This window comes from Peptoniphilus obesi ph1 (assembly GCF_000311865.1).
GTDB classification, from domain to species: Bacteria; Bacillota; Clostridia; order Tissierellales; family Peptoniphilaceae; genus Peptoniphilus_E; species Peptoniphilus_E obesi.
In genome coordinates this window covers 1-17,758 of the sequence record NZ_HE978581.1, presented here as the reverse complement: position 1 = coordinate 17,758, position 17,758 = coordinate 1, and the positions used below count along the sequence as shown (strand labels likewise).

19 protein-coding genes, 3 tRNA genes and 1 other annotated feature are annotated in these 17,758 nt (G+C 28.0%); of the genes, 3 read left to right on the top strand and 19 right to left on the bottom strand.

Annotated elements, in window-relative coordinates; all coding sequences use genetic code 11:
* Positions 1–31: 31 nt before the first annotated feature.
* From hslO to HGPB_RS03665, 6 genes are read right to left on the bottom strand one after another with little or no spacing between them, the layout of a single operon-like run.
* The gene (gene hslO / locus HGPB_RS03685; protein WP_019132344.1) at positions 32–901 is read right to left on the bottom strand and encodes an Hsp33 family molecular chaperone HslO; all 870 of its coding nucleotides are present in this window, start codon (positions 899–901) and stop codon (positions 32–34) included.
* Positions 902–910: 9 nt separating this feature from the next.
* On the bottom strand, positions 911–1,636 hold the full coding sequence (locus HGPB_RS03680) for a class I SAM-dependent DNA methyltransferase (protein ID WP_019132343.1): 726 nt from the start codon (positions 1,634–1,636) through the stop codon (positions 911–913).
* Positions 1,637–1,654: 18 nt separating this feature from the next.
* Positions 1,655–2,395, bottom strand: a complete 741-nt coding sequence (locus HGPB_RS03675; protein WP_019132342.1) for an SIR2 family NAD-dependent protein deacylase — start codon at positions 2,393–2,395, stop codon at positions 1,655–1,657.
* Between the two features lie 11 nt (positions 2,396–2,406).
* Entirely contained in the window at positions 2,407–3,327 is a 921-nt protein-coding gene (locus HGPB_RS03670) for a type II CAAX endopeptidase family protein (protein ID WP_036738290.1), read from the bottom strand.
* 9 nt (positions 3,328–3,336) lie between these two features.
* Positions 3,337–3,480: a hypothetical protein gene (locus HGPB_RS08845; protein WP_019132340.1), complete on the bottom strand. Its 144-nt coding sequence runs from the start codon at positions 3,478–3,480 to the stop codon at positions 3,337–3,339.
* A gap of 47 nt (positions 3,481–3,527) precedes the next feature.
* Positions 3,528–4,292 (bottom strand): ADP-ribosylglycohydrolase family protein, encoded by a 765-nt coding sequence (locus HGPB_RS03665; RefSeq protein WP_019132339.1) that lies wholly within the window; start codon positions 4,290–4,292, stop codon positions 3,528–3,530.
* 202 nt (positions 4,293–4,494) lie between these two features.
* Here HGPB_RS03665 and HGPB_RS03660 point away from each other — a divergent pair, with 202 nt between their 5' ends.
* Complete coding sequence (locus HGPB_RS03660) at positions 4,495–5,010, top strand: DUF4364 family protein (RefSeq protein ID WP_019132338.1); 516 nt, start codon at positions 4,495–4,497, stop codon at positions 5,008–5,010.
* On the opposite strand, the gene HGPB_RS03655 is transcribed toward HGPB_RS03660, so the two are convergent.
* The 4 genes from HGPB_RS03655 to HGPB_RS03640 form a co-directional block, all read right to left on the bottom strand.
* Positions 4,999–6,288, bottom strand: a complete 1,290-nt coding sequence (locus HGPB_RS03655; RefSeq protein WP_019132337.1) for a bifunctional folylpolyglutamate synthase/dihydrofolate synthase — start codon at positions 6,286–6,288, stop codon at positions 4,999–5,001. The two genes, HGPB_RS03660 and HGPB_RS03655, sit on opposite strands and share 12 nt — an antisense overlap.
* Positions 6,288–8,933 (bottom strand): valine--tRNA ligase, encoded by a 2,646-nt coding sequence (locus HGPB_RS03650; protein WP_019132336.1) that lies wholly within the window; start codon positions 8,931–8,933, stop codon positions 6,288–6,290. The genes HGPB_RS03655 and HGPB_RS03650 overlap by 1 nt, the downstream gene beginning before the upstream one ends.
* 32 nt (positions 8,934–8,965) lie before the next feature.
* Positions 8,966–9,147 (bottom strand) — a binding site (T-box leader).
* Between the two features lie 51 nt (positions 9,148–9,198).
* Positions 9,199–10,188 (bottom strand): tryptophan--tRNA ligase, encoded by a 990-nt coding sequence (gene trpS, locus HGPB_RS03645; protein WP_019132335.1) that lies wholly within the window; start codon positions 10,186–10,188, stop codon positions 9,199–9,201.
* Positions 10,189–10,203: 15 nt separating this feature from the next.
* On the bottom strand, positions 10,204–11,487 hold the full coding sequence (locus HGPB_RS03640; RefSeq protein ID WP_019132334.1) for an amidohydrolase: 1,284 nt from the start codon (positions 11,485–11,487) through the stop codon (positions 10,204–10,206).
* A 183-nt stretch (positions 11,488–11,670) separates the two neighbouring features.
* Between HGPB_RS03640 and rpsD the strand changes: the two genes are divergently transcribed.
* Together rpsD and HGPB_RS03630 are read left to right on the top strand one after the other, a co-directional pair.
* Positions 11,671–12,264 (top strand): 30S ribosomal protein S4, encoded by a 594-nt coding sequence (gene rpsD / locus HGPB_RS03635; protein WP_019132333.1) that lies wholly within the window; start codon positions 11,671–11,673, stop codon positions 12,262–12,264.
* Positions 12,265–12,354: 90 nt separating this feature from the next.
* Positions 12,355–12,639 (top strand): putative signal transducing protein, encoded by a 285-nt coding sequence (locus tag HGPB_RS03630; protein WP_019132332.1) that lies wholly within the window; start codon positions 12,355–12,357, stop codon positions 12,637–12,639.
* A 37-nt stretch (positions 12,640–12,676) separates the two neighbouring features.
* On the opposite strand, the gene HGPB_RS03625 is transcribed toward HGPB_RS03630, so the two are convergent.
* From HGPB_RS03625 to HGPB_RS03595, 9 genes are all read right to left on the bottom strand, one after another.
* On the bottom strand, positions 12,677–14,068 hold the full coding sequence (locus HGPB_RS03625; protein ID WP_019132331.1) for an aminopeptidase: 1,392 nt from the start codon (positions 14,066–14,068) through the stop codon (positions 12,677–12,679).
* Positions 14,069–14,202: 134 nt separating this feature from the next.
* Positions 14,203–14,277, bottom strand: a tRNA-Gly gene (locus HGPB_RS03620).
* Positions 14,278–14,419: 142 nt separating this feature from the next.
* Positions 14,420–14,770: a nucleoside triphosphate pyrophosphohydrolase family protein gene (locus HGPB_RS03615; RefSeq protein WP_019132330.1), complete on the bottom strand. Its 351-nt coding sequence runs from the start codon at positions 14,768–14,770 to the stop codon at positions 14,420–14,422.
* Positions 14,771–15,059: 289 nt separating this feature from the next.
* A tRNA-Arg gene (locus HGPB_RS03610) sits at positions 15,060–15,136 on the bottom strand.
* Positions 15,137–15,393: 257 nt separating this feature from the next.
* A complete protein-coding gene (locus tag HGPB_RS08840; RefSeq protein ID WP_262361906.1) occupies positions 15,394–15,702 on the bottom strand; it encodes a Fic family protein in 309 nt (102 codons plus the stop codon).
* 342 nt (positions 15,703–16,044) lie between these two features.
* Positions 16,045–16,245 carry a hypothetical protein gene (locus HGPB_RS03600; protein ID WP_019132328.1) on the bottom strand — a complete coding sequence of 67 codons (201 nt, stop codon included), beginning with the start codon at positions 16,243–16,245 and terminating at the stop codon, positions 16,045–16,047.
* Positions 16,246–16,398: 153 nt separating this feature from the next.
* Positions 16,399–16,524, bottom strand: coding sequence for a hypothetical protein (locus HGPB_RS09030; protein ID WP_019132327.1), 126 nt, complete (start codon positions 16,522–16,524; stop codon positions 16,399–16,401).
* 488 nt (positions 16,525–17,012) lie between these two features.
* On the bottom strand, positions 17,013–17,183 hold the full coding sequence (locus HGPB_RS09105; RefSeq protein ID WP_392392331.1) for a plasmid mobilization protein: 171 nt from the start codon (positions 17,181–17,183) through the stop codon (positions 17,013–17,015).
* 479 nt (positions 17,184–17,662) lie between these two features.
* A tRNA-Gly gene (locus HGPB_RS03595) sits at positions 17,663–17,737 on the bottom strand.
* Between the last annotated feature and the right edge of the window lie 21 nt (positions 17,738–17,758).

Here is a 17,758-nt window from a genome sequence, read left to right as displayed (position 1 = left end):
AGCTTTTTTTTATTAAATCACGATAATTAAATCATTTTATTATCTCATCTATTTCTTCTTTATTAAAATCGTATTCTGTATTGCAAAAATGACAAGTAACTTCTACTTTTTCATCTTCTTCTTTTATTTCTTCAAGTTCTTTTTTACCTAAAGATATCAAAGATGATATTACTTTTTCTCTGCTGCAATCACATTTATAGTAGACAGGTTTTTTATCTAAATAGTTTACTTCAAATCCTTCTAATAATCTATTTATTATATCTTCTGGATTCATATTATCTTCTAACATTTCTGTATAAGATGGCAAATCTTTAAGATTATTTTCTATCTTTTCGATTACCTCTTCCCCAGCATAAGGCATAAGTTGAAGTATGAATCCACCTGCTTGTTTAATTGTATAATCCTTGTCTACCAAGACTCCAAGACTTACAACTGATCTTACTTGCTCTGATACATAATAATAATTTGCTATATCTTCTGCAATTTCCCCACTAACAAGATTTACTTTTCCTACATAGGGATGTTTTAAACCTAAATCTTTTACAACTGTTAAAGTTCCATTTCCAACTATGGATCCTACATCAAGTTTGTGGTCTGATTCTCTTATTTCTGCATCTGCCATAGGATTTTTTACATATCCTTTAATATTACCATCATTTTTGCAAGTGACAACAATTCTTCCTATACTAGATTCTGATTCTATATTTAATGTTAGAGAATCATCTTCATTTTTTAAATCTGATGCCATTAGTAATCCAGCACAAAGAGTCCTTCCAAATGCTGCTGATGCTGTTTTTGATGTGTTGTGAATTTGTCTAGCTTTTTCAACTACATCTCTTGCATCAATAGCACTTACTCTCACCATCTTTGTTGAATCCATGGCCTTAGTTAAATAATCCATATAACTCCTTTATTTACTAACAATATAAACAATTCTATTTGCTGTTTCTAATTCTTTGTTACTTTCATAATCATTATAGCTATCTATGTTATTAAATCCAATTTCTTTTAGCATCTCTATTACTTCTTCATGTGGATAGGCTCTTTCATAATGTTCTTCATAAAACCTATCATAAAGATCTCCTTTTCTTACAAAAAAGTTTAGAGAATACATATTTATCCTATCTTTCTTATCATAAAAATTTTCCCATGTATAAAATACATCATCAAATTCATCTATATATATTTTTTCAAAGCCTTCAAATTTATATTGACTATTTAAATCAAAAATAAAAAGTCCATCATCTTCTAAGTGCTTATAAACATTTTTTAAAACAATTTTTAAATCATCTTTACTCAAAATATAATTAAAACTATCGCAAGTAGATATAATAAGGTCAAATTTTTCATCAAAAATAAAATCTTTCATATCCATCTTAAAAAATTCTACGCCCGTGTTTCTCAATTTATTTTCAGCTATTGCTAACATATCATCGGATAAATCGACTGCCTTAATCTTTCTATCATCAGCTATTAATTCTCTTGTAAAATTTCCAGTTCCACATGCAAGTTCTAAGATATTTTTAAAGTTTTTTCCCTTATTAAGGGCATATTCATTTATAAAATTATATGCATCTTCATAGGAAAATCCATCCATAAGTTGATCATAAAATTGTGCAAATTCATGATACATCATAATTCTTTACCTCAAATTTTATTTTAGCTCTTTTTCCACTTCTTCAACAATTTCTGTCAATATTTCTCCTGCAGATTCATGGAATACTAGTTCTGCATCCCTATCAAATGGAGTTTTATCATTATTAATAATAATCAATTTATCAACATAAGATGGTAGATAGTTAACTGGACTAACTTGCAAGCTAGATCCAACTACTATTAATAATTCTGTGTTTGCAATTTGTTGTTGAGCTTTTAAAAAATCATTTGGCATCATATCTCCAAACATTACAACATTTGGTCTTAAGATACCTCCACAAGCATCGCATAGAGGCGGTATTTCTTTTTTCTCAACTTTTTCTTTCATTACAGAAAATGGATAAACCCTATTACATGACATACAGTGAACATTTCTACTTTCTCCATGAACTTCATAAACTTTTTTATTTCCAGCTTTTATATGGAGATTATCTATGTTTTGAGTTATGATTCCGCTTAATTTTCCTAATTCTTCTAACTTAGCTAAAGCAAAGTGTCCCTTATTTGGTTCTTTATTATATAAGTCATTTAAAATTAAAAATCCTTCACTATAAAATCTTTTTGGGTCATTTAATAAAACATCTTTTGATAGCGATTTTACTGGATCCATTTTACTATAATAGCCACTAGATGATCTAAAATCAGGAATGCCCGATTCTGTACTTATCCCAGCACCAGTAAGTGCCATAGTCTTTTTTGAATTTAATATAATTTCTGCTGCTTTTTTTATATCGTTCATTATATTCCTCCTTAAAACACTATAATAAAATAGATAAAGTAAAGTATTATCAAAGTTACGATTGGTGCAAAATTAAAGAAATCTATACTCTCTATTTCCCTAGTCCTTATCCTACTTTCATCTTGTTTTATTTGTATAAGTCTGTCCTCTTTCATCCTCTTAAAAATAAATTTAATTACAAAAACTGCAATAAAAGAAACTATACTCAAAACAATAATAATATACAACTGTAAAGATCCTATATCTCTTGCAAGTGATGTCTTATCTAAGATATCAAATAGAAAGTCATTTACATACTTTGCAGAGAAAAATGCAATCAAATTATTTAAAAAATGTCCAAGCATAGGTGAAAATATTGAATCAGAAAGCTCTAATAAATTACCAAATAAAATCCCAAGAAGTAAAGGAGCTACAAAATTTTGTACATCAAAATGGAATAAAGCAAATACTAAAGCTGACATAACAATTGCAAACTTTCTCCCATAAATATTGTATGAATTTATCAATGCCCCTCTAAAAAATACCTCTTCACAAATTGCAGGGATTAAGCAAATATAAAATAAATAACTTAAAACTGATTCATTATAATCGATTGGATAGTTTTCTAAACCAATAAAATTAGATAATATTGTTAAAAATATACCATTTAGAAGTAAAATTACTGGATAAGAAAAAACAACAATAATTATTGTCCTAAAAAAGTTTTTTACTCCTAAAGGTTTCACTCTTAAAACATCTCTTATCCTACCTCCCCTGCACAAAAACAAGGCTGGTATCAAGATTATAAATATTTCATTGATGAGTGTACCTATTAAAAAATTTCTAGATTGTATTTGATAACCAATCGTCAAAAAAAATATAGAAAGTACAAATGTAAAAGTGTTAACACTTAAAACATTTAAATTTTTCTTCTTAAATTTGTTCTTCTTCATATCTATAATTTAACTTCTTTCTCTCTCTTCAAATTCTTTATCGTCAATTTTATTTTTTATTATTCTAAGCTCAACAAGTATTTTATTTAAAGTTAATTGGATTGAAACCAATATAACCAGTAAAATCACTACAAATAAAACATCTAATCTCATACTATCACCCTATAAATTATATCAAATAATCAAATTTAATAAGAGATTTAAAATAAACATTCTTCTATTAATTTCTTATTTTTTAATTTCTCTATCCAATCTTTTGGAATGGAATCATATCCATAAATAATTCCAGCAAGTCCTCCAGTAACTGCCGCTGTTGTATCTGTATCATCTCCAAGGTTTACTGCTTTTAAAACTGCATCTTTATAAGAATTTGAATTAAAAATACACCATACAGAAGCTTCTAAAGTATGAAGAACAAAACCTGAAGATTCTATTTGGTCTTCTTTTTTATTTTGGAAATTTATTTTTTCACCAGCAATTAATTTTCTAGCAATATTCACATACTCAATACAAGCTTTTTTCGATATTTCATGAGCATGTGTGATTGCTGAAACTTTTCTTATTTCATCATCAGTAGCTTTTGTAAAAGCTAAAGGTAAAATTCTCATTAAAGAACCATTACCATTAGAATAATAATCATCTAATCCATATCCTAAACTTATAGCCTCTCTTGTTGTGTTTCCTACATCAAAGGTTTCCCCATTTGCTGTGAATCCATCTTTATATAGCCAATTTTCAAAATTTTTTCTTATATCAATAATATCAATGCAAGCCTTATCTTTAATTGATTTACAAGTTGCAAGAGTCATGCTAGTATCATCAGACCAAGTGCCTGGTTCTTGATTCCAAGTTCCAAATCCTACCATGTCTGTGCATTTAAAACTCCCTCTTTCTTTAAATTCAAAAGGAACTCCAAGAGCATCTCCAATTGCAAATCCGTAAATAGCATCTCTTAACTTATTCATTTTATCTATACTCCAATCAATAAACTTATAATTTTAATTATATTTTATATATTATTACTTTACCCCAGACAAGTTTTAAAAATCTAGCTTATCTTTAATTAATTTATTTAATAAAATTCAAATAAATTAAGCTGAATAATAGGATTCTAGCCTTCTTTTAAGTATATATCAATTATGATATAATTAGAAAAAGGAGAAATATATGGATAAATCAAATGTTAGAGAGCTTGCTCAAAATAAAATCATTATTTTATATATAATAAAAAATTTAAAAGGCCTTTGCGATGAAGAAAAGTTAATAGCCTTTATTTTAAAATTTGATATTTATAATTATTTTTATTTTAAGGAATATTTAAATGAATTGATTGATTCAAATCTTGTAAATTATAGTTCAGAAAATAAAATTATGATAACAAGTGATGGACTAGAAGCCTTAGAATATTTTTCTGATAACATTGGCGAAGATTTAAAAGAAAACTTAAATGATTATATAGATACTTTTAAAAAACAAGAAATTTATAACAACATAATATCTGCCGACTATAATATGGAAAATGGAAAATATTATTGTAATTTAAGCATAAAGGAGCAAGAAAATGATATCTTCTTTTTAAGAATTGAGGCTCCTGATGAAGAGTATGCAAAAAATATCTGTGAAAAATTTAAAAATAATCCACAGATATTATATAAGAATATTATTTCAGTTTTAAGCAAATAATTGTTTTATTTCACTAACTAGGTACAAAGATCCTGTAATTACTATCAGATCATCATTTGTAGCTAGTTTTTTTACATCTTCAATAGCTGATTTTATATCTCTTGTAATTTCTACATTTTCAAAATATTCTTCAGCTTCTCTTTTTAAAATATCAATTTCTGTTTTCCTAATATTATCTAAATCAAGCAAAAATAAATCTTTTGAATATTTAGATAAGGACTCGAGCATCTTTTTATGATCTTTGTCGCTTAGGATTGATGAAATTATATAAAGCTTATTATATTTAAATAGAGAGAAATTTCTAACTAAATTATCAATTCCATCGCTATTGTGAGCACCATCTAGCACGATTCTAGGATTTTTATTTATTAGCTCCATTCTGCCCTGCCATCTAGTATTTGCAACTGCTTTTTTTATTTCATCATAAGAAATATCAATTATATTCTTATCTACTAATTCTAAAACCCCCGCTATTGCAAGCATTGCGTTGTGAACTTGGTAATAACCTAGTAGATTAAGTTTTATATCTTCAATTTTATGATTTTTAAAACTTAAATCAAAGGAACTTGAAAATTCATCTATTCTTAAATTATCAACTTTTATTTCTTTATATGAATAAAAGTTAGATTCTTTTTTTCTTGCCTCATCTTCTATAATTTTTAATACTTTATCATCTTCATTATAAGTTATTACAGAAGTATTTTTTGTTATTATTCCCGCTTTTTGACTAGCAATTTCTTCAATAGTATTACCTAGAAAAGCCATATGATCAAAAGAAATTGGAGTTATTAAACATAAAACTTTATCAATATCCCTTATAACATTAGTTGAATCTGACAAGCCTCCCATACCAACCTCAAGAACACAAATATCGCATTTCTTTTCTTTAAAATATAAAAATGCAACCGCTGTAATAAATTCAAAATAGGTAAGCTTTTCATATTCAGCTTCAATAATATTTTCAGCTTTTAAAACTTTTTCAGAGAGAGTTACAAAATCCTGGTCATTTATTTCACTATCATTAACTACTATTCTTTCATTAATTTCTAAAATATGAGGCGAAATAGTTAGCCCTACATTAAGATTAGTTTGCCTAAGCATATTATAGACAAGTTTTGACGTAGATCCCTTGCCATTTGTGCCTGCAACATGGACAAATTTCATCCCACATTGAGGATTTCCCAACTCTTCTAATAATTTTAACATCCTAGAGAGGTCATAAGATCTCCTCTTAACCTCTCTAGAATTAATATTATTTAAAATATCTTCTTTTTTCATTACAATCTCTCTTTAACTGCACTAAGTCTTTCTTCGATGCTTACTAACATTTTTTCATATTTTTCTATTTTTTCTTTTTCAGCATTTACTAATTTTTCAGGAGCTTTTTTAACAAAGCTTTCGTTTGCTAATTTGCCCTTTGCTCTTTTTAATTCAAATTCAACTTCTTCTTTTTCCTTTGAGATTCTTTCATATTCTTTTTCATAATTTACAAGTTCACTCATTGGTAAAAAGATTTCTGATTTATCAAGAACGATTGCTATATTATCTTCTGAAATATCATCTTTGCTATCAATTAACTTAACTTCATTAGAAGATGCAAGTTTTAAAAACTTATCTTCATTTTCTTTTATAATATTTCTTATTTCATCAGACTTTGTATAAATTAGTGTTGTAGATTTTTTATTATTTGCAATGTTTAATTGAGATCTAGCATTTCTAATTTCTCTAATAGCATTTTTGATATATTCTATGCTATCTTTATCTTCATTAAATACTAATTTTTCGTCAGCTTCTGGCCACTTGTCTACAATTAAAGCACTATCTACTCCTGGTAAATGTGAGTAAATTTCTTCAGTTATAAATGGCATAAATGGATGAAGAAGTTTTACTATATCTTTTAAAACAAATATTAAAACAGATTTAGCAACTATTTTTTCTTCTTCATTATCGCTATAAAGTCTAGATTTAACCATTTCTATATACCAGTCGCAGTAGTCACTCCAAATAAATTCGTATATGTCATCTCCAGCAGTCCCGATTTCGAATTGGTTTAATTTTTTAGTAACTTCCTTTATAGTGGATTGTAGTTTAGTTAAAATCCATTTATCTTCAGATTTTAATTTTGATAAGTCTAATTCTTTAGCATCATTTTCATCAATGTTCATTAAAACAAATCTTGTTGCATTCCATAATTTATTTGCAAAGTTTCTGTTTGCTTCAACTTTTTCATCATAATATCTCATGTCATTTCCAGGTGTGTTACCAGTTATTAAAGTAAATCTAAGAGCATCTGCACCGTATTTATCAATAACTTCAAGTGGATCTACACCATTTCCTAAAGACTTAGACATTTTTCTACCTTGTGAATCCCTTACAAGACCTGTAAAGAATACGTGTGAGAATGGAAGTTTTTTAGTGTTTTCAAGTGATGAAAATACCATTCTGATTACCCAGAAAAAGATTATGTCATATCCAGTAACTAATACATCTGTTGGGAAGAAATATTTATAATCCTCAGTTTCTTCTGGCCAGCCTAGGGTTGAGAAAGGCCATAGTGCTGATGAGAACCATGTATCTAAGGTATCTTCATCTTGTCTGAATGTTTTATTTTCATAGCCTTCTTTGCCAGTAGGATCTTCTCTAGAAACTACAACTTCGCCAGTTTCGTTACAATAATATACAGGAAGTCTGTGGCCCCACCATAATTGTCTTGAAATACACCAGTCTCTGATATTTTCAAGCCAATTTAGATAGATTTTGCCAAATCTTTCTGGAATTAATTCTAATTCTCCACTTTTTAAAGCTTCAATAGCTGGACCTGCAAGAGGTTCCATTTTTACAAACCATTGTTTTGAAATAATTGGTTCTATTACTGTGTCACATCTTTCGCAATGGCCTACAGCATTGTGATGTTTTTCAATTTTTGAAAGTAGTCCTAATTCTTTAAAATCTTCAATGATTTTTTTTCTAGCTTCATACCTATCTAATCCAGCATATTTCCCCGCATTTTCATTTAGTCTTGCATCATCATCAAATACTTTTAATTGTCCTAAATCATGTCTTTCTCCAACTTCAAAGTCGTTAGGATCGTGTGATGGAGTGATTTTTACTGCTCCACTACCAAATTCCATATCAACATAATCATCAGCAACAATAGGAATTTTTCTATCCATAATTGGAAGTATTGCATATTTCCCAACTAAATCTTTATATCTATCATCTTCAGGATTAACTGCTATGGCAAGGTCTCCAGGAATTGTTTCAGGTCTTGTTGTTGCGATTTCTATATATCCATCTTCATCAGCTAGTGGATATTTAAAAGACCAAATAAATCCATCACTTTCTTCGTGTTCAACTTCAGCATCAGAAATAGCAGTACCGCAGTTAGGACACCAATTTATAATCCTATCTCCTCTATAAATTAAACCTTTTTCATAAAGTCTAATAAATACTTCTTCAACGGCTTTGGATAACTGTTCATCTAGAGTAAATCTTTCTCTTGACCAATCACAAGAAACACCAAGTTGTCTTAGTTGGTTTTTAATAGTTCCACCATAAATTCTTGTCCAGTCCCAAGCTTCTTCTAAAAATGCTTCCCTGCCAAGATCTTGTTTGCTTTTTCCTTCAGATTTTAACTTTTCTACAACTTTAGCTTCGGTTGATATAGAAGCATGGTCTGTTCCTGGTAACCATAAAGCAGCATAACCTTGCATTCTTTTAAATCTTATTAAAATATCTTGGATTGTACTATTTAGAGCATGACCCATATGCAAGCTACCAGTAACATTTGGTGGAGGCATAACTATAGTATAAGGTTTTTTGTTTTCATCAATTTCTGGTCTAAAATAATTGTTGTCTACCCAAAATTTGTAAAGTCTTTTCTCAAAATCTTTTGGATTATAAGTTTTAGATAACTGTTCCATTTTTCCCTCCTAAATAAAAAAATCCTTCGTCATATAAGGACGAAGGACGTGGTACCACCTTAATTCCCGCAAAATGCGGCTTAGAGAATATAACGCTTCTACCGTGTAATTACAAACAAAAAAGCAACCTTCATATTCTTCAAATAATGCCTCTCACCAAACGGCATCTCTCTGAAATCATCCAAATATTACTCCTCTTTTTTATAGTTTTTTAAAATTTGCATAAATTATATAATATATGTTGAATTAATGCAATAAAGAAAATTTATTTAGCTATAAAACCCATTTTTTTGTAAACTTTTCTCAAAGTCTTATTAGCAAGATAAGAAGCTTTTTCTGCTCCCTCTTTATAAACTTTTTCTAAATATTCCTTATCAGCTCTGATTTCTTTAAATCTCTCGCGAAGAGGTCTTAATCCATCACAAACTACATCTGCTAAGTCTTCCTTAAATTCACCATAGCCTTTGCCATCATACATAGCAACTATTTCTTCTACTGATTTTCCTGAAAAAGAACTATAAATATTAATTAAATTTTTAAGTCCAACTTGTTCATCATTGTAGTCAATACTATTAAGCGAATCCGTAACAGCTCTTTTTATCTTTCTTCTTGTAGCTTCTTCATCATCAAGAATTAAAATAAAGGAGTTTGCATCTGGATCTGACTTACTCATCTTTATGCTTGGATCTTGTAAAGACATTATCCTTGCCCCACTCTTTGGAGTTAAGATATCTGGTAAAACAAAGGTATCAGAATATCTAGCATTGAATTTTTGAGCAAGATCTCTTGTAAGTTCGACATGTTGCTTTTGGTCTTCTCCTACTGGAACATAAGACGTTTGGTAAAGTAAAATATCTGCAGCCATCAACACTGGATAATTAAATATTCCAGCTAAAACTTCCTTACTTTTCTTAGACTTATCTTTAAATTGGGTCATTCTTTGTAATTGTCCCATAGAAGATATAGAATTTAGCATCCACATTAGTTCCACATGAGCTGGAACATGGGATTGTATATAAATAATTGATTTTTCTGGATCCAAACCAGCAGCTAAATATAGAGCTAACACATCAAGAGTGTTTTTTCTTAATAGCTTAGGTTCTTGAGGAACTGTTATTGCATGCATATCGACAATACAATATAAGCAATTATACTCATCTTGTAATCCTATAAAATTTTTCAAGGCTCCTAAATAATTACCTATTGTTAAAGAACCTGATGGTTGAATTCCACTATAAACGACTTTTTTATCCATAATATTAATTTTCTCCTAGCAATTTAATAATTTTTCACTTAATTCTCTTACTTTATATTTTATCTTTTCTTCATCAAGACTTAAAACTTCTCTATTTCTCATAATAAATTTACCATCAACAATTAAATCAGTAACATCTGATCTATTAGCGCTATAAACTAAGGCTGATATCAAATTATTTTGAGGTGTAAAGCTAATTGAATCTAAATCAAACATGCAAATATCAGCAAGCTTGCCTTCTTTAATCTCTCCATTATCTACATCAAAAATTTCAGCAGCATTAATAGTTGCCATCCTCAAAACATCAATAGCTTTTACCGATTTTGGGTCTGAATTAACTGCCTTATTAACAATTGATCCTATATGCATCTCTTCTATCATATCTTGATTATTATTTGAAGAAGATCCATCAGTTCCAATACCAACTTTTATCTTATTTTTTAGCATATAATCAATATCTGTAAAACCAGATGCTAGTTTTAAATTTGATGTTGGATTATAGATTGGATAAAATTCTTTATCACTAATAAATTCAATTTCTTCTTTATTAAGATGAACACAATGTGCTGCAATAATTTTTTTATCCATAAATCCTATTTGATTTAAATATTCAATCGGTCTTACACCATTTTCTTTTATACAATTATTTACTTCCGTTTCAGTTTCAGATACGTGGATATTTAACCTATTATCCATTTTTTCTGACAAATCTAAGACCATTTTTAAAAATTCTTTAGAACAAGTATAAATAGCATGCGGTCCAGGAAGTATTTTTAACCTTCCAGATCCTTGATTATTATATTCCTTATAAATGCTATAAAGTTTATCAAGTTTTTTATTTACATCTCCTGATACACTAGTTAGACCCATCGAAATAGACCCTCTAATTCCAGATTCAATAATAGCATCTGATACCCTGTCTATACTATCATACATATCGCAAACATTTCCTACTCCACTTTTTATATTTTCAATTATAGAAAGTAGACTTGCATAATATATATCTTCAGAAGTTAATCTTGCTTCAACTGGAAATATTTTTTCATTGAGCCAAGTCATAAGTTCTAAATCATCAGCATAATTTCTCATTTGAGTCATGCCAAGATGAGTATGCCCGTTTGTAAAAGCAGGACTTGCAAGTTTATTAGAACAATCTATTATATAATCAAAATTAAATAATTTTTTATCTTCACTATAAATCTCTTTTATTATATTATCTTGAATATGTATATTTACATTTCTTACAATTTTTTCATTTGTAACATCAAGATAAGAAATATTTTTTAAAAGTATATTCATATTAGCCTCCATAAAAAATATTATAACATTAGTAATTTAATAATTCTATTTTACCAAATCTAAATATGGTAAAATACTTATAAATTCTCAACGATTATCTTTACAAGTCTATTCTTATTTAGTATAATATCTTCGGCTCTTAAAATTATCGCGGCAGAGAATTTTATTAGGAGTGAAAAATTAATGGCAAAAATGATGGGACCTAAATTCAAACAATCAAGAAGATTAGGTTTAAACGTATGTGGTCACCCAAAAGCTATGAAAAGAGCTACAAGGGGTACTGCTAGAAGTGATAAGAAATTAACTGAATATGGTATACAACTTTTAGAAAAACAAAGACTAAGAGCGTATTATGGTTTACTAGAAAAACAATTCTTTGCTTTATTCGAAGAAGCTAAAAAATCTAATGAACTAACAGGTACCGCTTTTATTCAATTACTTGAAAGAAGATTAGACAATCTTGTTTATAGAATGGGATTTGCTACATCTATCAGACAAGCAAGACAAATAGTATCTCATGGACATGTTACAGTAAATGGTAAAAAGGTTGATATTCCTTCTTACAGATGTGAAGTTGGCGATGAAATTGCCCTATCTGCTAGAGGTAGAAAATCTGAACTATTTAAAGAAAATTACCAAACAAATTATGTAACAGCTTATCCATACATTAAAAAAGAAGAAGATTTCAAAGCAACTTTAATATCTATTCCAAATAGAGAAGATATTCCAATAGAAATCGAAGACCAATTAGTCGTAGAATTCTATTCTAAATTATAATATTTAAATATAATAAATGATGAAATCCAACCCAATTTCATCATTTTTTTATAAGAAAATTTAAATATAAATCTCACAAGGAGTGATTATATGACAGATACAAAAGACAACGGATTTGTAAAACTTGTTACTGTGTATGACCAATTCAATGTTACAGCAATTGGAAAAATTCTTGATGAATTAAATATTGAATATAAAGAAAAACATGGAAGTATAGATGAAAGTCTTGCTCAAATTCTTGGAGATCAATTAAGTGGAACTGACCTTATGGTTAAAGAAGAAGACTTAAAAGATGCAAGAAAAGCTATAAATGAAGTTCTAGCAATTGACTTTTCAGGCTATGAACAAGAAGAAGAATCAGAAAATAATAAATAAAAAAAGAAGGTTTAAAACCTTCTTTTTTTAATGCAAATTATTGATTTAAAAATACCCTATAAGCTTTTGAAGTCATATAAGCATCAGCTTTTGAAACTAATTCAATAGGAGCATGCATAGATAACATTGCTGTTCCTAAATCAACTACATCAGCACCTCTTTGAGCTAAAATATAAGCTATTGTGCCTCCGCCTCCTTCATCAACTTTTCCAAGTTCACCTGTTTGCCAAATAATATCATTTTTATTAAATAAGTCTCTTAATTCAGCAATAAATTCAGCATTAGCATCGTTAGAACCGCTTTTTCCTCTTGATCCAGTGTATTTGCTCATAGCAATACCATAACCCATTTTAGCGGCATTGTGGCTATCCATAACATCCTTATAGTCAGGGTCGATTGCTGCAGTAACATCAGCAGAAACAACTTTTGATTTTTCCATAGCCCTTCTTACATATAGGTCAGAATATTCTCCACTAGTAGCTATGATTTCAGCAACTCCATTTTCAAAGAATTTAGAAGACATTGATGTATTACCAACAGATCCTATTTCTTCCTTGTCTACAAATAATGAAACAGCTGTTATATTAGGATTTTCTATTTCTAAAATAGCTTCGAGATTTGCATATGAACAAACTCTATCATCATGTCCATGAGCAGCTATAAGTGCTCTATCAAATCCAACATCCCTTGCCTTGCTAGCAGGAACAACTTCTATTTCTGAAACTAAAAAGTCTTCTTCAACCATTGAATATTTTTCATATAAATATTCTAATACTAATTTTTTAATAGGATTTTCTTCATCATCTTTGCCAAAACTACTATGACCAACTATAACATTTAATTCTTCTCCAGTTATAGCTTCTTTTAATTTCTTTTCATTTTGTCTTGCTCCTAGATGTGGAAGCAAATCAGTAATATAAAATACAGGTTCATCACTAGATTCTCCTATACTTATATTTATTTTTTCACCTTTTTTATTAATAACTAAACCATGAATAGCAAGAGGTATTGTTGTCCATTGATATTTTTTAATTCCACCATAATAGTGAGTTTTAAACATAGCAAGATCAGTATCTTCATATAGAGGATTTTGTTTTAAGTCTAATCTTGGGCAATCTATATGGGAACCAACAATATTCATTCCTTCTTTTATATCATTGCCAATAACAAATAGAGCACAAGACTTATCTCTATTGTTGATATATATCTTATCTCCAGCTTTTATTTCGCCTTTTATTGCCTCATTAATATCTACAAATCCTTTAGATTCTGCTTGTTTAATTATAAAACGACAAGCTTCTCTTTCAGTTTTTGCATGGTCTAAAAAGTTTTTATATCTTTGTGAATAATCATGGATCTCAATTAAATCATCTTTATCAATTTGAGACCATATTGATTTTGTTTTATATTCTAAATTATCTTTACTCATATTGCCTCCTGTAATTATAAATTTAACTAAATATTATCACAAAATAGGTGCCAATTCAATTTGCTATAACTTTAAAATAATACAATTAAATTAAAATAAAAAAATCTTGAAACGATTTGTTTCAAGATTAAATATGGAGCGGAAGACGAGATTCGAACTCGCGACCCTCGCCTTGGCAAGGCGATGCTCTACCACTGAGCCACTTCCGCCCGCTTCAAACTTACCTTTACATTATAACACAAATTAAAATAAAATCCATAGTCAATTTTATAAAATCACTTGTTAATTTTAGCAATATGAAATTTGGCAGGGGTAGCAGGACTCGAACCCATTTTTAATAAAAAATTTCTATTATAAATCTTCTTCTTTAACAAAAATTCCGTTTATAGTCTTGCCCTTTCTCTTTGCTATTTTAGTATATGCCAAGTCTAAACATTCAGATGGATTAATTTCTAACTGCTTAGCCAAAATAATTAATGTTACAAGAACATCTCCCATCTCAAGTTTTAAATTATGACTTAGAGATTCATCTATTTTTCCTTTATCACCACTATTAAGTCTACTCCAAGTATCCAACTCTGTTTTAAACTCAAAAACCTCTTCCATAAATTTCATAAACTGCTCTTCAATATATTCTTTGTGCATAAGGTCTTTATCTTCTGCCCATTTAAGGACTAAACTTTCTAAATCTTCAAATTTCATAATTACTCTCCTATGTAAAAACTATGTATTCTTTATTTCCAATCCTATTATAAATTAATTAATCAATCACATACAAATCTATTAGCTAAAAGTATTCAATATTTAAAAAGTGGTGTAAAAAATCGTCAAAAAAGTGGTGCAAAAATTTTGAAACTTTATAAAATTCTATGAATTTCTGTGGGCTTCTGTGAAACATTATCACTTTTGAGCAATGAAAAAACTTCACTAAACACTGTAATTCAAGCTATTTTGAATTACTACAGAATTTAGTGAAGTTTCATAAAATGTATGGTGTACCGTAAAGGATTCGAACCCTCGGCCTTCTGATCCGTAGTCAGACGCTCTATCCAGCTGAGCTAACGGTACATATATAAAGTAAGTTTTGCATAGTTTATATATATTTTTACCACTTTAACTATAATATAAGTAATCTTTCTCTATGTCAATATCTTTTTATCTAAATCACCATCCAATAATTTTATCTTAAACTTTTAAACTTATTATACTTATAATTATTAGAATTCTATCCCATTAAGAGCCTTTTCGTATATAAAATCTATTAACTCATCCTCTTTGCTGAAGTTATAATATCTGCTTAAAAGTTGATTAAAGTCTTCTATTTCTTAAATTGGTATGCTTATTATACCATTTCCTTGTTTTATCAATTCTTTATTAGCTATTAACATAGCTGTTCTTTTGTTGCCATCCCAAAACAATTGAGATTTCATTAAATACAACATTAACTTTATGCATCTTAATGTATTTGGTTTGATTTTTTCAAATTCTTTAAGCTTTTCAATAACTTCTTTTTTATTTGATATAGGTGGGATATAGTCTGTTCCTGCAATTTCCACTTTTCCTGTTCTTAACTTTCCCCATGTTAAAGCCTCATCTTTTGACACCTCTTTATGGATGTTGCATATATAGTCTATATCTAAAATATCATTTACAGAGCTTAAAACTTCTTGCCAAGCGTGCTTTAAATTTAAAATGGTGTTTACTTCTGATATATCAACTTTTTTAACTTTTAATTTTTCGTATATTATATATGTTTCTGAAAAACTTATATTTATACCTTCTAAATTTGCACTTTTCCATATATAATCGATTATATTTCTTTTAGCTAAAAATATATTTTCTTCTTGACTTAAATTTTAAATTTATCTTTCAAATTAACATCACCTATATTAATTATAAATATTTATACTCCTTTATCAAAAAAGAGAGTATACTATACTCTCTTAATAGTGATTTTTATTTTATACTGATATAATTTATACCTCTTTTATTTTGTTCTCTTTGCAATAATCTAAATAATCAATAATCCTATATTTAAAATCTTTAATTGCTTCTTCTTCTGTTTCTCCGTGATATAAGAAATAACCTTTAGTATTCAATATTTTACCAAAATACAAATTATCTTCCTTGCTATATTCTAAAGTACCTAGTATATTTTGATGTTTTAATATTTTCATAATATACCTCTTTTCTAATTTAATTATCTTATATTATACCTCCTTGTGCTACTTTATCAATATTTGTCTTTTTACAGCTTTTTATTTAATTTATATAAACTCATATTCTTTTACCCTTTTATTAAATTTAGGGTAATTAAAATATTAACTATACTAGTTATCAATTAGCTTTATATCTTCTTTTTTTATTCCAAAATTAGCTGCAATAATTTCTGCTAATTCTTCATTACCTCTTATATAGCAACAACATAAACCGTCTACGCATTTCCCCCTTGTCATCTAAAATACATACACAATAAAAGTCCCAATCTTAGATAGATCTTGTATATAGTTTAAATCTACATCTTTTAAAGTTATATAAGCACTTCAATTGCTATCAAGTTTATTTTTACAATCTTCATAACTCATACCGTCTAAATCTTCACTGTCTAAATCAAACTTACTTTTTGTTAATTCTAACGAGGATTCTTTTTTAAAGTTATTTTTTCAAAAAATTTAAAACCATTTTAAAACCAAACTCTTTGGTAAATGGTACTTGTTCTTGCTAGTATTTAATAAAGTCTTCTAAATCTTCATAGGGAAATCTTTCTCCTAAAAAGTTAACTTCATCAGTATAGTCATTTGTTACAATGTTGTTGGTTCAAGTTCTATATATTTATTAACTATTTTAAACTTTTATTTTCTATTGTTTTAACATTATTAAATTTCCTTTAAAATAAAATCAAGGCTATTAAATAATAGCCTTGTAATATAATATGTAAATTGCTCTATACATTATCTATATTGTTATTTTGTTTTCTTTCAATGTCTTCTTTAACTAAATTTAAAATATAGTTTGATACTGTTCGATATTCTTCTTTAGCTAATTCTTTTATCTTTTCTTTTTCTTCTTCCGATACTCTAATACTAATATTAACACTCTTTTTATCGTTATTTATTGTAATTAACCTCCTTTTTTGATATAATACTTATGAAATATAGATAAGGCTTTTTAAGCCCTATCTATTAGACTTTATTTAATACTTGAATGATAATATAAGCTAAGCTAATAATTGCAGTTATTAACCTAATTATGCTTGTTATTAATTCAAGTATTTTTTATTGTCTCTGAGAAAATTTATACTATCTCATTTTTTCATCTACTAGCTATCATTTAATATTAGATTTTAGATTTTGTATTTTTATTCTATTTCAATAAATCTAATATTTATTTTTATACTTACCCTTATTGAAATTCTTTTCATATATTAATATTTAAAAATAGTCTTGCTTTTAAGCTAATTATATTTTAACATACTTAATTATTATTTTCAGATATGCTTAATGCATTAAGATCAATATATACTCATAAGTAAATAGAAAAAATAATTATTATTTTATAAAATAAAAAAAACAGTCAATTAAGACTGTTTAATAATGGAGCGGAAGACGAGATTCGAACTCGCGACCCTCGCCTTGGCAAGGCGATGCTCTACCACTGAGCCACTTCCGCATGTTAGTTTATATAATTATT

Bases quoted from the DNA above. Each gene is read 5' to 3' on its own strand.
- hslO (WP_019132344.1), bottom strand. From the start codon at position 901: ATGGATTATTTAACTAAGGCCATGGATTCAACAAAGATGGTGAGAGTA.
- HGPB_RS03680 (WP_019132343.1), bottom strand. From the start codon at position 1,636: ATGATGTATCATGAATTTGCACAATTTTATGATCAACTTATGGATGGA.
- HGPB_RS03675 (WP_019132342.1), bottom strand. From the start codon at position 2,395: ATGAACGATATAAAAAAAGCAGCAGAAATTATATTAAATTCAAAAAAG.
- HGPB_RS03670 (WP_036738290.1), bottom strand. From the start codon at position 3,327: ATGAAGAAGAACAAATTTAAGAAGAAAAATTTAAATGTTTTAAGTGTT.
- HGPB_RS08845 (WP_019132340.1), bottom strand. From the start codon at position 3,480: ATGAGATTAGATGTTTTATTTGTAGTGATTTTACTGGTTATATTGGTT.
- HGPB_RS03665 (WP_019132339.1), bottom strand. From the start codon at position 4,292: ATGAATAAGTTAAGAGATGCTATTTACGGATTTGCAATTGGAGATGCT.
- HGPB_RS03660 (WP_019132338.1), top strand. From the start codon at position 4,495: ATGGATAAATCAAATGTTAGAGAGCTTGCTCAAAATAAAATCATTATT.
- HGPB_RS03655 (WP_019132337.1), bottom strand. From the start codon at position 6,288: ATGAAAAAAGAAGATATTTTAAATAATATTAATTCTAGAGAGGTTAAG.
- HGPB_RS03650 (WP_019132336.1), bottom strand. From the start codon at position 8,933: ATGGAACAGTTATCTAAAACTTATAATCCAAAAGATTTTGAGAAAAGA.
- trpS (WP_019132335.1), bottom strand. From the start codon at position 10,188: ATGGATAAAAAAGTCGTTTATAGTGGAATTCAACCATCAGGTTCTTTA.
- HGPB_RS03640 (WP_019132334.1), bottom strand. From the start codon at position 11,487: ATGAATATACTTTTAAAAAATATTTCTTATCTTGATGTTACAAATGAA.
- rpsD (WP_019132333.1), top strand. From the start codon at position 11,671: ATGGCAAAAATGATGGGACCTAAATTCAAACAATCAAGAAGATTAGGT.
- HGPB_RS03630 (WP_019132332.1), top strand. From the start codon at position 12,355: ATGACAGATACAAAAGACAACGGATTTGTAAAACTTGTTACTGTGTAT.
- HGPB_RS03625 (WP_019132331.1), bottom strand. From the start codon at position 14,068: ATGAGTAAAGATAATTTAGAATATAAAACAAAATCAATATGGTCTCAA.
- HGPB_RS03615 (WP_019132330.1), bottom strand. From the start codon at position 14,770: ATGAAATTTGAAGATTTAGAAAGTTTAGTCCTTAAATGGGCAGAAGAT.
- HGPB_RS03600 (WP_019132328.1), bottom strand. From the start codon at position 16,245: ATGAAAATATTAAAACATCAAAATATACTAGGTACTTTAGAATATAGC.
- HGPB_RS09030 (WP_019132327.1), bottom strand. From the start codon at position 16,524: ATGACAAGGGGGAAATGCGTAGACGGTTTATGTTGTTGCTATATAAGA.